Source organism: Bacteroides sp. PHL 2737, from assembly GCF_004115325.2.
In the GTDB taxonomy this organism is placed as follows: Bacteria; Bacteroidota; Bacteroidia; order Bacteroidales; family Bacteroidaceae; genus Bacteroides; species Bacteroides hominis.
This window is the reverse complement of sequence record NZ_CP040630.1, coordinates 29,804-42,905: the sequence shown is the minus strand read 5'-3', so window position 1 is coordinate 42,905 and position 13,102 is coordinate 29,804. Positions and strand designations below refer to the sequence as shown.

The following is a 13,102-nucleotide window of genomic DNA, read 5'->3' as shown; positions in this document are numbered from 1 at the left end:
ACATTCTGTCCGGGCTGCTTGTTAATTATTTGATGAACCAAATAATAGAATATGAAAGCAATTTTTTCTTTTGTAGCAGTCTTGGTACTCTCATTATCGATGGCTGCGCAGAGTAAATCGTTCTATGACTTCTCTGTGAAGACCATAGATGGCAAAGAGTATAAACTGGCAGACCTTAAAGGCAAGAAGGTATTGGTGGTTAATGTCGCTTCCAAGTGCGGACTGACGCCGCAGTATGCCGAGTTACAGGATTTGTACGATCAGTATAAAGATCGGAATTTTGTGATTATAGCTTTTCCTGCCAATAACTTTATGGGGCAAGAACCGGGTACGAACGAAGAGATAGCCAAGTTCTGTTCGGCAAATTATGATGTTACTTTCCCGATGATGGCCAAGATTTCGGTAAAGGGTAAAGATATGGCTCCACTTTATCAGTGGCTGACTGAGAAGAAACTGAACGGGAAGCAGGATGCGCCCGTACAGTGGAATTTTCAGAAGTTTATGATTGATGAGAATGGAAATTGGGTTGGTTTCGCAGCTCCTAAAGAAAGTCCTTTTTCTGAGACTATTATCAGTTGGATAGAAAAGAAGTGATTTAATGTGTCAAAACTCACCACAGAGGACACAGAGTAACACAGAGACGATTTTAAGTTGTTGATTATTAATCAAAAGACTCTGTGCTACTCTGTGTTACTCCGTGGCGAAAAGAGTTTCTACACAGCCTCTTTGGGGGAAGTAGAAGAGAAAATCCCTGCTTTTTCTATTTCACTTTCAAAGTTCGGTGTGAAGACACCTTTTCCTAAATTCGTTTTGATTTCTTCATAGCTCCAGAAACGTCCGCCATCTAATTCATCGCTGGGATGTATTGCTCCGTCGTATACTGTTTTATGCACAAAGACTAACTCCCGTTCACGGGAAGACTCAAAGACATAACTTGTCAGGAGTTCCGGTGTGAAGTCCGTGATACCTAATTCTTCGGCGACCTCTCTCTTTAAAGCTATTTCTACACTCTCTCCCAGATCGATGTGTCCGCCTACGGCGGTATCCCATTTGCCCGGCTGTATATCCTTCCATTCAGGGCGTTTCTGCAAGTAAAGTTCACCTTTTGAGTTGAATACGTGCAGATGAACAACCGGATGCAATAGCTTGCTTCCGCTATGGCATTCGCCGCGTGTAGCAGCTCCTGTAATAGTTCCCTGTTCGTCTACGATGGGAAACATTTCCTGATTATTATCGCTTTGCATATCTTAAGGTATTAATAAGGATGAATCGCCGTAGCTCAGGAAGCGGAAATCGTGGCTGAGTGCATAGTCGTAAATTGTACGCCAGTTCCCTTTGACAAATGCCGAGACCAATAATAGCAGGGTGCTCTGTGGCTGATGAAAATTGGTGACCATTGCTTTGACTATTTTGTATTCGTACCCCGGAGCAATAATAATTTGTGTACTGGTGTGCAATGCTTCCATACCGTGACGGTCGAGATAACCTAATATTTTCTGTAAAGCTACAACAGGGCGTACGTCACATTCCGTTTCGTAAGGTTGCCACTGTTTTACACGCAATTGTTCTTCCGTAGCTTCCGGGTTGTTGGCCAGCGTTACACCGATGTGGTAGAGACTTTCAAGGGTACGTACGGAAGTTGTTCCTACGGCAATGGCACAAGCGTCGTGGTCTATCAGCTTTTTGATAATACTGCGTGATACGGATATATATTCCGTATGCATTTCGTGCCCCTCTATCTCTTCACTTTTTACCGGTTTAAAAGTACCGGCGCCAACATGGAGGGTCAGTTCCTCGAGGTCGATCCCTTTTTCGGTCAGGGCATCCAGTACACGAGGGGTGAAATGTAAACCTGCCGTAGGAGCGGCCACCGAGCCTTTTATTTTTGAATAGACTGTCTGATAGGTCTCTTTATCACTTTCTTCCGTATCCCGGTTGAGATATGGAGGGATGGGTAACTCGCCGAATACTTCAAGAATATCGGCAAAGGTGACTTCCGGATTATCCCAGTTGAAATCTATCCAATGACTGGTTCCACAACACTCGCCACGAGTAGCCGTCAGGGTGATGGGGAAACCTTTTACAGTCATTTCACGACGTAACGGACCGTCTTTCCATTTTTTCAGGTTACCGATCATGCAAAGCCACGCCGCATGTTCCGTTTGCTGGAAATTGAGTACATAGTCGTTAGGCTGAATCGGTTCCAGACAAAAAACTTCGATTAAGGCTCCTGTCTCTTTGCGGAAATGGAGTCGTGCCTGAATAACCTTGGTATTGTTGAATATCATCAGACTTCCGGCAGGCAAGTGTTCCGGTAAGGAGGTGAATACATCTTCGCTGACTTCGCCGTGACGGTAAATAAGTAACTTAGACTGGTCCCGCATAGGCAACGGGAATTTAGCGATGCGTTCATCCGGCAATGGATAATTGTATTCGCTAATACGGATATGTTTCGGGTTTTCTTTCATCATTTCTTTCTTTGCGACGACAAAAGTAGTTATATTTGCCTTAATTTGTAGATTGTAAATGGTAAATTGTAAACAGAACGATGAAAATAGGTGATAAAGTGCGCTTCCTCAGTGAGGTGGGCGGAGGAATCGTAAAGGGATTCCGGGGAAAAGATATTGTATTGGTGGAAGATGCTGATGGATTTGATATCCCGATGCAGATTCGTGAGTGTGTGGTGATCGATACGGATGATTATAATATGACCCGGAAGGCTGCTCCTGCGCCAAAGAAACCCGAAGAACCCGTCAAACCGGTAAAGCCTGAGATTCCGGTAGTTCGTCCGGCCGAAGTGCGGGGTGGCGATGTTTTAAATGTTTTTCTGGCTTATGTGCCCGAAGATGTGAAAGCTATCAGCAGTACTCCATTCGAGGCCTATCTGGTGAATGACAGCAATTATTATTTGTATTATACGTATCAGAGTGCCGAAGGAAAGGCTTGGAAAACCCGTTCGCATGGACTGGTGGAACCCAATACGAAGCTTTTGCTGGAAGAGTTTACTAAAGATATGCTGAATGAAATGGAGCATGTAGCCGTTCAGTTCATTGCTTTTAAAGATGGACGGACAGCGCCTTTGAAACCTGCGGTTTGTGTGGAGCTGCGTATCGATACGGTGAAGTTCTATAAACTTCATACTTTCCGTGAGTCCGATTTCTTTGAACAACCGGCACTGGTTTATGACATTGTGAAAGACGATGTTCCTACCCGTCAGGTATTTGTTTCGGCCGAAGAATTGCAATCCGTATTGATCCAGAAGAAAGAAGTAGATAAACCCAAGTCGCAGTCTATCGTAAAACGTGGCGGGAAAAATGATATTCTTGAAGTGGACCTGCACATCAACGAGTTGCTGGATGACACACGTGGCATGGGGAATGCCGAGATACTGAATTATCAGTTGGATAAATTCCGTGAAGTGATGGAGAAGTACAAAACCAAACGTGAACAAAAAATAGTTTTCATTCATGGCAAAGGTGACGGAGTGCTTCGTAAAGCATTGATTGATGAGCTAAAACGTAAATATAGTAATTGCCGCTATCAGGATGCTTCTTTCCAGGAATATGGTTTTGGAGCGACGATGGTGACCATTAAATGATGCTTCTATGCCTGTTTTTGAAATAGATAATCTTTAAAATTATACATCGATGCATTATACATTGATGTATAATTTGTATCTTTAGTTCTATGATAAAGAAGGAAACGGTTTATGAAATCACCTTTTCAGTATGGTACACTGGTCGATAAAGAGAATTTCGTCAACCGGGTAGAAGAACGCAAACAACTGAAAGAGTGGTTAGGTTCGGAAAGTGCACAAACCATCACCCGCAACAAACGCATGCTGACCGAACGTGATTTTATTGAGAAGGAGGGGGAACTGTATGTGTTTTCTGATCCTGTATTCGAACTTTGGTTTAAGAGGGAGTATTGTTGAGCTGAATTGTAAGGGGAAACCGGCTGTTTAACAAAGTTAACGTCAATTTCCGTTCATTTTATTCTTGTGTGCAAATAACAAGCCTTTTGCATTTAAAACACTTGTTATTTGCATCCAAAGAATAAACTTTAACTCTGTGTTAAAACAAAGCTTTTACTGACAGATGTTTTGAACTTTGAATAGTTTGTATTTCAGTTTGTTAAGTCTGATTTTTACTTCTTAGCCTCACTAAAGGTCTCTGCAGGTTAGAGCCGATATACTTGCTTTTTTGTCAACTATACACAGGGGACTTGCCCTATCCGTTTATTTCCTTTTTGCCTTATTCAGTGCCGTTATCCCAAATGCACATTTTTGGATGGTGCACTTGACATGGGATTTCATGTTATCAGTCGATTTAGAGATGACGCCTATTTCCGGTATCTCACCACAGAACAGCCTACAGGTAAAAGAGGGCGACCTAAATTATATGATGGCAAAATCGAGATGAAGCACTTGGAAGAGGACAGGTTTGAAATAATCAACTTGGAGAATGGGCAGGGGCGTATTCTCTCAGTAGTAGTGCATTCACGTTCATTGAGCAGAGATATACTGTTGTGTATTTGGGAAAGCGAGGATAAGAAAGTACGGAAACTATATTTCTCAACTGATATTCAGATGAAGGCTATATATATTCTGGATTTTTATAAAACACGTTTTCAAGTCGAATTTTGCTTTAGAGATAGTAAGCAATTCACAGGACTGATAAATTGCCAAAGTCGGGATATTGATAAGCTTCATTTTCATTTCAACGCTTCACTGGCCAGTGTAAATCCGGCTAAAGTCAAAGCGTTAGAGAAAGGAACAGTCTTATCAGTGGTTTCGGTGAAAGTGCTATGTCACAATATTTTCCTCATGCAACGATTTATTTCAGTGTTAGGCATTGAACCGAATCCGGAAATAAATCGAAAGCTATGGGAAGAGGGAATTAAATTTGCGATAATCGCTGCATAAATGTTAAGAGAATGTTTAACGAACTATTGAGAATAAATGCAGCATATTAATTGAATTAAATGGTTTGCCAATCATTTATATACTAATAATTTTGAAAAGTTGTTTTTCACGAAACAATATATCCTTTTTTATTGTTTATTTGAGAAACAATATTGTATAATTATCAAATTTGATAATTTATTCCATGATATATATTATCATAAAGAATAAAATCCTTATCTTTGCAGAAAGATAGCGAGTTGCATGAATATCTATACAGAAGATGAAGCACTAATTGAGTTGTTGGAAGAGGGTTGCACCAACGACAAAAGATACAAGAGACTTCCTAAGGATGTAATCAGAGGTTATATAAAAGCATATAATCATTTAAAAGCAGCCACAAGAATAGAAGATTTATTCAGAATCGGAAGTCTGCATTATGAACGATTGAAAGGCGACTTAAAAGACTTTGAATCGGTTAGATGTACCGGACGGTGGAGATTAATATTTCAAAGCTCCACAATAGACGGTTCATTGATAATTACTGAAATAGAATTAATAGAAATATCCAACCATTATGGCGACTAAAATTAAATTAAACGATTGCGTACCTTGTATAGCCATTCATCCGGGTGAAGTCATTAAGGATGAATTAGATGCAAGAGAAATGAAGCAAAAAGAATTGGCTTCACTTATGAGCATGCCTACTTCAGTACTCAATGATATTATAAAGGGACGTCGTGCTGTAACTCCTGAAGTTGCTGTTTTGCTACAGGAAATTTTAGGAATAGATGCTTCATATTGGTTATCATTACAAAATCAATATGATATAGACCAAGCAAATATAAATAAGAAAATAGTAGAACGAAAAAAGAATATTGAGATATGGAAAGTAATTTCTCAATATTGTTCTGTTAAATATTTCGAGAAATTAAATGTTATTGGAACGAAAATATCAGAAAACATAAAAATAATATATTCAATTTTCGGTGTAACTTCAGTTGAAGAACTAATAGCTTCGTTTTCTTTAGAAAAGGAACTTTCTTATTTTAAGAAATCTGAACGGTTAAAGAGTGACCCCATTAACATTTTCTCATGGAAACATTTTGCTTTCTATCAAAGTTCACAAATGCCGGATGTTGCCGATTTTGATGAAAACAGTTTAGAAAGGCTTGTGCAGGAATTGAATCAAATGTTTGTTGTAAACATAAACACTATTGATAAGACAAAAGAAATTCTATCACGATATGGAATTAAATTTATCATAGTGCCTAAATTCGACAAGACACCGATTGATGGATTTTCTTTTTGGCAAGGAAAAAATCCGACCATTGTATTAACATTACGATTAAACAAAATTGATAATTATGCTTTCGCTTTATTGCATGAGATATACCATGTTTATATGCATCTTTTCAACAATAGAGAACAGAAATATATTGCCATAGAAGGAGCCGAAATAAATAAATGCGAGGAAGAAGCAAATAAATTCGCCAAGTGTTCTTTAATTGGTAAAGATTTATGGAATACATTCCTCAAACAACATTCCATGATTTCTCCACATGCAATGCAAATGAAAATAAAACAATTTGCTCATCAACATAATATCAATGAGGCTATTGTTTTAGGATTTTATCAGCATGATATTAATTTGTATTCTATTAAAAGCTCAATATCAAGAGAGATAAAATAGACTATTCAGATACATTTAGTATATTTGCAATTGATATGACCTTCCACGCTTCCCATTTGAGTAGTGCACTCGGGGAGGTCTTCGAGTTTTATATAAGCTGACAAACTTCCTATTATTGATATAACCCAATATATATGTACCATGCAAATCTAATTGCACACAATTTGCACACATCTCAGGAAAACAGAAGAAAGCAAGAGATATTATTTGAAAAGGAAATATTATCTTTGGGCTTGGAAATCAAGAGGTATGGATATGAAAAGAAACAGCGGTGATTGGTATAAAAATAAAAGACCGGTGTCAGTTCATTCGACGACACCGGTCTTTTATCCTTTTATTCATCAATCAAGTTCCTACTTTACTTCGATGCCCTTGTTCTTCAAAGTCATATTCAGTATTGTAGTATACTTCGTGTATTGAGCATCCGTCAACGTTTTTTTCATCAACTTCAGATTTCCGTAGACAGCGTTACGAACCAGGGTGTCTTTATTCTTTTTTGACGTAGTGGCTCTTCCCATCTGCTCGTCAAAGTAGTTACAAATGTTGGCTACTTCTTCTGCCTGTACAGAAGATAAATTCAGGTATTTACCCAATTTATTCACATTGATGTTACCTTCCCATTTTGCAACTGTAGGTTGATTTTCTGCTGCAAATGTGGTGGCAGCAAGGCAGAGTGCTGCTACTAATGTTAATCCTAATCTTTTCATAATACCTACTTTTTTAATTGTTATTCCTGAAAACTAATCTTTGTCCTTATCCTTATCATAAGGACCCCTAATACCTATTAAAAACAATTGTTAAGCTCTTAGCTTTTTCTTTTTACCTATGCAAATATACAAATATGTTGTTCAACATAAAAGGGATAGGGAAGGGAAGTAGGCAATAAGGTGTCATTTCTTGATGTATATCAAGAAAGAAGTGTGAAAAAGATAATCTTATTACGAAAATTGAAACAGTTTTGTAATAAGATGCCTATATGGAACAGAATAGTGTCACCAGAAACGGCACGCTAAAGTCCACAATGAAACCATGAAAGATAGAGACTATGACGAATTCCTGCCCTGAACAGCGGGTGATAATGGGAAGAGTCGTATCCATAGTGGTAGCTCCTCCGACAGAAATGGGGGCCAGTTTTCCGAAGAACTTTACCAATAAAGGAGCGCAAAGCAAGGCGATGATTTCGCGCATGATATTTGAGAGCAGTGCGATGGTTCCCAGTTCGGCTCCCTTGTATTCGGTGATGAAAATGCTTGAGAGTGAATAATACCCGAATCCGGAACCCACTGCCATGCAATCGGCCGGTGAGCGATGCGATAGAAAGAGACTGACTACGGCACATCCTGCCAGTGTTCCCAGAATGGTCATTACGGGCAGGAAGAGTAAGCGCGGATTCAGTGACCGGAAACTTTTCAATGTTTGCGGATCATTGCCTATACTGATACCGACACAAAACATCAGCCCGCATAAAGCATAAAAACTGAGTTTGCTTTGGCTGAAATCATATGGAATCAGATGAAAAAGTCCGCACAGGGTGCCGACGATAAAAAAAGAGACGATAATAAGGCTGCCTTTCATGGCTTCACCTCCTTTTTCTGATAACGTGCATAAAGCAGATACCATAGTCCCCATGCAGCCAGTGTGCTTCCGGCTACGGCTGCTGTGGTGATGATGAAGGCTTCCAGCCCGATGGCGTGCAGTCCTTTCACGATGGCTTCGTTGCCTCCTACGTCGATGCCGAGGAGGAAGAGCAACAGCCATATTAATAATGTGATGACTTTATGTATCCATGTGAGTCTTTTGCTCCGTAACAGGTAGCCAAGCAGCATACCTGTAAGCATGATTCCGATTATTATAAACATATAAATGTGCTTTTAGGGCACAAAGATAGTGGTTTCTTTATAAATCCGGCATCGTTGGGGGAACTGCGTGGTTTTTAACCGTCAGCATGTAGTTGGTTTCTGCGCTGAATCCAACCATTCCGGTACCGCCGTTCACATTGCTGGGGAAAGCGATGGGCTCGCTCAAGGTGTTGTCATAGGCATCTGAGTCGAGCAGGTTCAGTGCCCTCAGATAATAATATTCTTTTTCGGTGATGCTGAGTATGCGGATATAGACATCTGTTTTTATCCATGTATATTCACTTCCCCAGAATCCCCATCCGTAAATATCGTTATAGACAGTCATTGTATAACTTCCGTCCGCAAAACGTGAGTCGTCAAATACGGCATACTTGTTAGTGACACTGCCGAACAGGCCGTTTTCGTCATCTTCTTCCGTACTCGGCTTGCCGTCGGTCAATACCACATCTTCGTTTGTCTGCAACTTAAAACTTTTCGACATGGCCGATTCCCAGTTAATTTGGTCACCCTGTTGCCAATAGTATTTCCAGTATTTCCGCTGTTCCACAATGATCCGATAGAAATTCTTCTCCCCCGGACGGTCGTTTATTTTGATTTGATAACGGAGATGTCTTCTCGGCGGAGTCCCGTAACCATAGTTACTTGGTATTCTCATGATAGAGACTGTATCTACCTTTTCTATCTTCCCGATAGGTTGGGGGACGGTGACTTCCGCCCATGCATGATATGCACCGTCATCTGTCATGGCGTCTATGCGGACTACATCGCCCGGACGGAAAGTACTGTTGATATAAAAACGTCCTTTATCGCTGCTGTACGGATCGGGGCGCAGCGTTTCGCTGAGAGAACCGTTAATGCGTACTTCCACAGTGGCTCCGTTGATTTGTCCGATTTGGTTTCTGCCGGTAAAGTTCAGGAACAGTTCGTTGTAAGTGCTATCGGCGTTGATGATGGCGTTCATCACCAACTTAGGCGGATTCTCCTTCAGGTCGAAAGGGAGATCGTGGTTGCAGGCTGTGGCAGATATAATAACCAGCAGGAACAGGAGTATGTCGGGAATGGATCGTTTCATAAATACTTAGAATTTATATGTATAACTGAATGAAGGAATACAGGGCAACAAAGTGAATTTCCGGATGACCGGTATGCGGTTGCCTTGTGCTTGTTCGCCTTGAGTATATTCAGTCTTTTTGTAGGTGCGGTATACCAAGGTAGGGTTCATGGCATTGTATACATTATATATACTGACGTTCCAGATACGCATGCCATGCCGTGTTTTCTTGCTGAAATTAACACCTACATTGAGCCGGTGCGTCGCGGGAAGGCGATAGTTGTTGCGGTGCTTGACATAATCTCCTTCTTGTATCGATGAATTGTTATCGCCCGGACGGATAATGGCTGTCAGTTCAGTGGGGATTGTGGTTGTACCTCCGGTGGTAAGTATCCATGAGGCACTTACGTCGATTCGTTCATTGAACCGGTGGTTGAGGGTCAGGTCTATATTGTGCCTCCGGTCATATTTATATGGAAAGCGTGCCCCATTGTTTATCCCTCCTTTGGCAAATTTACGGTCACTCTTGGCCAATGTATATGCCAGCCATCCGGTTGTCTTCCCGATGGTTCTCTGTGCCATGAATTCTATACCCATGGAGCGTCCGCGTCCCATCTCCACTTTGTCTTCCCATCCGGTGGAAGAGCCGAGGAAACTGACTCCGTCTTTGTATTCAAGCACATTTTTCATTCCTTTATAGTAGCTTTCCACCGAGAATTCCCATCCGTCGATTCCTGTGTAATAGCCACCCAACGATACCTGATGCGCCTGCATAGGTTTGATTTTGTTGGTCACCGGCACCCACAGGTCGGTGGGCATGGCGAACGGCATGGATGAAATCAAGTGTACATACTGGCTCATTTTGGTGTAAGAAGCTTTGATTACGATGTCCTTGTTGAGCTGATAGCGTGCGGAGATGCGGGGTTGTATGGAGAAATAGTTCTTCTTTTGCACTTGGAAAGTCGAGAAGTGCAGGCCCAGATTCATACGCAGGCGACTGCTTAGATTGAAGTTATCTTCAAGGTAGGCAGATGCTTCGTGGGCAAGGATTTCGCTGTTAGAGGCGGTATAATACGTCGTATCCCGCTCGATGGTTTCTCCGGTCTTGTCGAATATCTTTGAGGTGGATACTTCCGGACGGAAACTATGGTGCAGGTATTGCATTCCGAACTTGACATGGTGTGCGGGGATAGGATTATAGTCAAAATCTATCTGAGCACTCCAGTCCCGGATTCCCGATTTATAGTCGGCTTTATAGCGGTTCCAGGTTATTTGGTTGTTTGTATGTATCTCGTTCTTGGTGAACGTGCTGACGTCAAACTTATAGTTATTGAAAGCGACTGTGGTATTGCTGAACAGTTTGTTGTTAAAGATGTAATTCCAGCGTCCCGAAACGATGGTGTTGCCCCAGTTCATTTTTCCGCCGTCCCTGTACTTGTCTTCGTCACCGTAGTAAGTGTCGTCATACTTTGTCATGAAATGGTCTTTGCCATTGTATGCACTGAGGAAGAGGCGGCTCCGGTCGGAGAATTTATGGTTGATTTTGGCATTGATGTCATAAAAGTAATAACTGTACTTTTCTTCTTTCGGCATGAAGGGTTTGGCCAGCAGGTCGATGTAGGAGCGGCGGGCAGAAATGTTGAAAGAAGTCCGGTCCTTGATGATCGGCCCTTCGAAATTGAGTTTGCTGGTCAGGAGTCCTATACTGACTACGCCATGATAGTTCTTCATGTCGCCATCATTGGTGCGTACGTCAATTACGGAGGAGAGGCGTCCGCCGAAGCGGGCGGGGAAAGAACTTTTGAAGAGGGTTACTTTCTTTACGGCTTCGGGAGTGAAGACAGAGAAGAATCCTAATAAATGATCTACGTTGTACACCGGTACACCGTCCAGCAAGATCAGGTTCTGGTCGGGGCCACCACCACGTACATACAATCCGGCAGATCCTTCCATTCCGGCCTGTACGCCCGGCATCAACTGGATGGCTTTCATTACATCTGCTTCTCCCAGTATGCTGGGAGTGTTTTTTATTTGTGTCATCGGTATCTCGCTGGCACCCATTTGAGTGGCCATGATCCCCGATTCGGCCTTGTCCGATACGATGACCACTTCTTGCAGCATGTTATTGTCTTCCATCCGGATGTTCAGCAGGGTGTCACGGGTCAGGGTCAGTGCGTGTTGCTGGCTGGTGTAACCCAAATAGGAGAAGCTCAACTGAGCTTCTCCTTCCGGCAGCGTAATGCTGTAGAAACCGTAAGGATTGGTGGTGGTTCCTTGATGATGACGACTCTCAAGAATATTGGCACCAATCAGCGTTTCGGCAGACGCCCCGTCGGTTACGTATCCACTGATAGTAAACCTGCGGCTTACGGGTTTGGGGGGGATTTTTTGTAACAGGATGTGTTTCCCTGTTATTTTATAACTTATCGGTTCGTTGGCAAACAACTGGTTCAGAACTTCTCCGAGAGGTTTCTTCTGTACGTTGAGGCTGACTTTATGGTCGAGTTTCACCTCTTCACCGTAGATAAAAGAGAAACCGGTGGCTTGTTCTATATGCCGGATAATCTCTGAGAGGCTGGTGTTTTGCAGCTTGAGGGTGATCCTGGGCTCCGGTGTCTGCGCGTTGATAGTTGAAAAGAATATGGAAACCACACACATCAGAATGTAACTTCTGATGTGGTGGAAATCCGGATTGGATTTTCTCATGTTTAGTTAAGTTTAGTAGTAATCGTTATTTCTTCATTGTTGTGTGAATAGTTGAATTTACCGACTGTATGCAGCAGATCGAGAATCTGGTCGAGTCCTTCTCCGTCGGAGAATCGTGCCGTGATCCGGTAATTCTGCAATGCTTTGTCTGCTATGGAGATGTTTACACCAAACGTGTTGGACAACTGTCGGGCGATCTCCTGCAGGGGGAGGTTGTTGAAGACTAATTCGCCATTCCGCCAAGCTATCTCTTCGGCAGCGCGATCTGAAACTTCAAGGGTCATGCTCTTTTTCACCTTATTATATATAGCACTTTCGTTTGGCTTCAGAACCATGCGCACAGAATTGGCTTTATTGCTCACCACCACGGAACCTTCGAGTAGGGTGGTTTTCACTTCCGGATCGTCCGGATAGGACTCTACGTTGAAGTGAGTTCCCAGTACCTCTACATTGACCGACTCTGTCTGTACGATGAAAGAGTGTTCCCGATTCTTCGTCACTTCGAAATAGGCTTCTCCTTTCAAGTCTACTTCCCTGTGTTTCCCTTTGAATTTCTCGGGATAGGTGAGAGAGGAGAAATGGTTCAGCGTCACTTCCGTTCCATCGGGTAACTTTATAGTCCGTGTGTCGGCCAGTGTAGAAACGGTTTGCAACGCGGCAGGTTTCAGATAGCAATAAGTGCTCCATCCGATGTAGCAGAACAAAGCGATGGCGGCTACTGCCGAGAAAATGCGTATAGAGAAAAGCCGGTGTGCCGGACGTGGCAATCGCTTCTCTAATATCTGATAGCTTGCCGCTGCCGAGAATCTTCCTCTGGGCGAGCGGGTGGAGGCTATGAGTTTCTCCAATAATCGGTTAAGTTCCTGGTCGGTATACTTCATTTTTTATTT

Annotated in this window: 14 protein-coding genes; 6 read left to right on the top strand and 8 right to left on the bottom strand. The window is 42.3% G+C overall.

Annotated elements, in window-relative coordinates; translation table 11 throughout:
• The first annotated feature begins 51 nt into the window (after window positions 1–51).
• Window positions 52–594 carry a glutathione peroxidase gene (locus DBK98_RS00210; protein ID WP_005808524.1) on the top strand — a complete coding sequence of 181 codons (543 nt, stop codon included), beginning with the start codon at window positions 52–54 and terminating at the stop codon, window positions 592–594.
• A 119-nt stretch (window positions 595–713) separates the two neighbouring features.
• Here DBK98_RS00210 and DBK98_RS00205 read toward each other — a convergent pair whose 3' ends face one another.
• Window positions 714–1,244: an NUDIX domain-containing protein gene (locus DBK98_RS00205; protein ID WP_005808522.1), complete on the bottom strand. Its 531-nt coding sequence runs from the start codon at window positions 1,242–1,244 to the stop codon at window positions 714–716.
• A 3-nt stretch (window positions 1,245–1,247) separates the two neighbouring features.
• On the bottom strand, window positions 1,248–2,468 hold the full coding sequence (locus DBK98_RS00200) for an S-adenosylmethionine:tRNA ribosyltransferase-isomerase (protein WP_022011084.1): 1,221 nt from the start codon (window positions 2,466–2,468) through the stop codon (window positions 1,248–1,250).
• An 80-nt stretch (window positions 2,469–2,548) separates the two neighbouring features.
• Between DBK98_RS00200 and DBK98_RS00195 the strand changes: the two genes are divergently transcribed.
• The 5 genes from DBK98_RS00195 to DBK98_RS00175 all read left to right on the top strand — a co-directional run bounded on the left by DBK98_RS00195 (window position 2,549) and on the right by DBK98_RS00175 (window position 6,596).
• On the top strand, window positions 2,549–3,598 hold the full coding sequence (locus DBK98_RS00195) for a DUF2027 domain-containing protein (RefSeq protein WP_032536980.1): 1,050 nt from the start codon (window positions 2,549–2,551) through the stop codon (window positions 3,596–3,598).
• A gap of 111 nt (window positions 3,599–3,709) precedes the next feature.
• Complete coding sequence (locus DBK98_RS00190; RefSeq protein ID WP_032536981.1) at window positions 3,710–3,934, top strand: hypothetical protein; 225 nt, start codon at window positions 3,710–3,712, stop codon at window positions 3,932–3,934.
• Between the two features lie 351 nt (window positions 3,935–4,285).
• Complete coding sequence (locus DBK98_RS23055) at window positions 4,286–4,924, top strand: transposase (RefSeq protein WP_005808512.1); 639 nt, start codon at window positions 4,286–4,288, stop codon at window positions 4,922–4,924.
• A gap of 243 nt (window positions 4,925–5,167) precedes the next feature.
• Window positions 5,168–5,491: a type II toxin-antitoxin system RelE/ParE family toxin gene (locus DBK98_RS00180; protein WP_005808510.1), complete on the top strand. Its 324-nt coding sequence runs from the start codon at window positions 5,168–5,170 to the stop codon at window positions 5,489–5,491.
• Entirely contained in the window at window positions 5,481–6,596 is a 1,116-nt protein-coding gene (locus tag DBK98_RS00175) for a HigA family addiction module antitoxin (protein WP_005808508.1), read from the top strand. Before DBK98_RS00180 ends, DBK98_RS00175 begins: the two co-directional genes overlap by 11 nt.
• Window positions 6,597–6,949: 353 nt before the next feature.
• Here the strand turns inward: DBK98_RS00175 and DBK98_RS00170 are convergent, their stop codons facing one another.
• From DBK98_RS00170 to DBK98_RS00145, 6 genes are all read right to left on the bottom strand, one after another.
• Window positions 6,950–7,303: a hypothetical protein gene (locus tag DBK98_RS00170; RefSeq protein WP_005808506.1), complete on the bottom strand. Its 354-nt coding sequence runs from the start codon at window positions 7,301–7,303 to the stop codon at window positions 6,950–6,952.
• Window positions 7,304–7,568: 265 nt separating this feature from the next.
• Window positions 7,569–8,171 (bottom strand): lysine exporter LysO family protein, encoded by a 603-nt coding sequence (locus DBK98_RS00165; RefSeq protein ID WP_005808504.1) that lies wholly within the window; start codon window positions 8,169–8,171, stop codon window positions 7,569–7,571.
• Window positions 8,168–8,455, bottom strand: coding sequence for a LysO family transporter (locus DBK98_RS00160; protein ID WP_005808502.1), 288 nt, complete (start codon window positions 8,453–8,455; stop codon window positions 8,168–8,170). Before DBK98_RS00160 ends, DBK98_RS00165 begins: the two co-directional genes overlap by 4 nt.
• Window positions 8,456–8,492: 37 nt before the next feature.
• Window positions 8,493–9,527: a DUF4249 domain-containing protein gene (locus DBK98_RS00155; protein ID WP_005808499.1), complete on the bottom strand. Its 1,035-nt coding sequence runs from the start codon at window positions 9,525–9,527 to the stop codon at window positions 8,493–8,495.
• 6 nt (window positions 9,528–9,533) lie between these two features.
• Window positions 9,534–12,212, bottom strand: coding sequence for a TonB-dependent receptor (locus tag DBK98_RS00150; RefSeq protein ID WP_005808497.1), 2,679 nt, complete (start codon window positions 12,210–12,212; stop codon window positions 9,534–9,536).
• 2 nt (window positions 12,213–12,214) lie between these two features.
• The gene (locus DBK98_RS00145; protein WP_032536982.1) at window positions 12,215–13,093 is read right to left on the bottom strand and encodes a FecR family protein; all 879 of its coding nucleotides are present in this window, start codon (window positions 13,091–13,093) and stop codon (window positions 12,215–12,217) included.
• Window positions 13,094–13,102 lie beyond the last annotated feature (9 nt).

Excerpts from the sequence above, each read along its gene's own strand:
- DBK98_RS00210 (WP_005808524.1), top strand. The coding sequence starts at position 52 with ATGAAAGCAATTTTTTCTTTTGTAGCAGTCTTGGTACTCTCATTATCG.
- DBK98_RS00205 (WP_005808522.1), bottom strand. The coding sequence starts at position 1,244 with ATGCAAAGCGATAATAATCAGGAAATGTTTCCCATCGTAGACGAACAG.
- DBK98_RS00200 (WP_022011084.1), bottom strand. The coding sequence starts at position 2,468 with ATGAAAGAAAACCCGAAACATATCCGTATTAGCGAATACAATTATCCA.
- DBK98_RS00195 (WP_032536980.1), top strand. The coding sequence starts at position 2,549 with ATGAAAATAGGTGATAAAGTGCGCTTCCTCAGTGAGGTGGGCGGAGGA.
- DBK98_RS00190 (WP_032536981.1), top strand. The coding sequence starts at position 3,710 with ATGAAATCACCTTTTCAGTATGGTACACTGGTCGATAAAGAGAATTTC.
- DBK98_RS00180 (WP_005808510.1), top strand. The coding sequence starts at position 5,168 with ATGAATATCTATACAGAAGATGAAGCACTAATTGAGTTGTTGGAAGAG.
- DBK98_RS00175 (WP_005808508.1), top strand. The coding sequence starts at position 5,481 with ATGGCGACTAAAATTAAATTAAACGATTGCGTACCTTGTATAGCCATT.
- DBK98_RS00170 (WP_005808506.1), bottom strand. The coding sequence starts at position 7,303 with ATGAAAAGATTAGGATTAACATTAGTAGCAGCACTCTGCCTTGCTGCC.
- DBK98_RS00165 (WP_005808504.1), bottom strand. The coding sequence starts at position 8,171 with ATGAAAGGCAGCCTTATTATCGTCTCTTTTTTTATCGTCGGCACCCTG.
- DBK98_RS00160 (WP_005808502.1), bottom strand. The coding sequence starts at position 8,455 with ATGTTTATAATAATCGGAATCATGCTTACAGGTATGCTGCTTGGCTAC.
- DBK98_RS00155 (WP_005808499.1), bottom strand. The coding sequence starts at position 9,527 with ATGAAACGATCCATTCCCGACATACTCCTGTTCCTGCTGGTTATTATA.
- DBK98_RS00150 (WP_005808497.1), bottom strand. The coding sequence starts at position 12,212 with ATGAGAAAATCCAATCCGGATTTCCACCACATCAGAAGTTACATTCTG.
- DBK98_RS00145 (WP_032536982.1), bottom strand. The coding sequence starts at position 13,093 with ATGAAGTATACCGACCAGGAACTTAACCGATTATTGGAGAAACTCATA.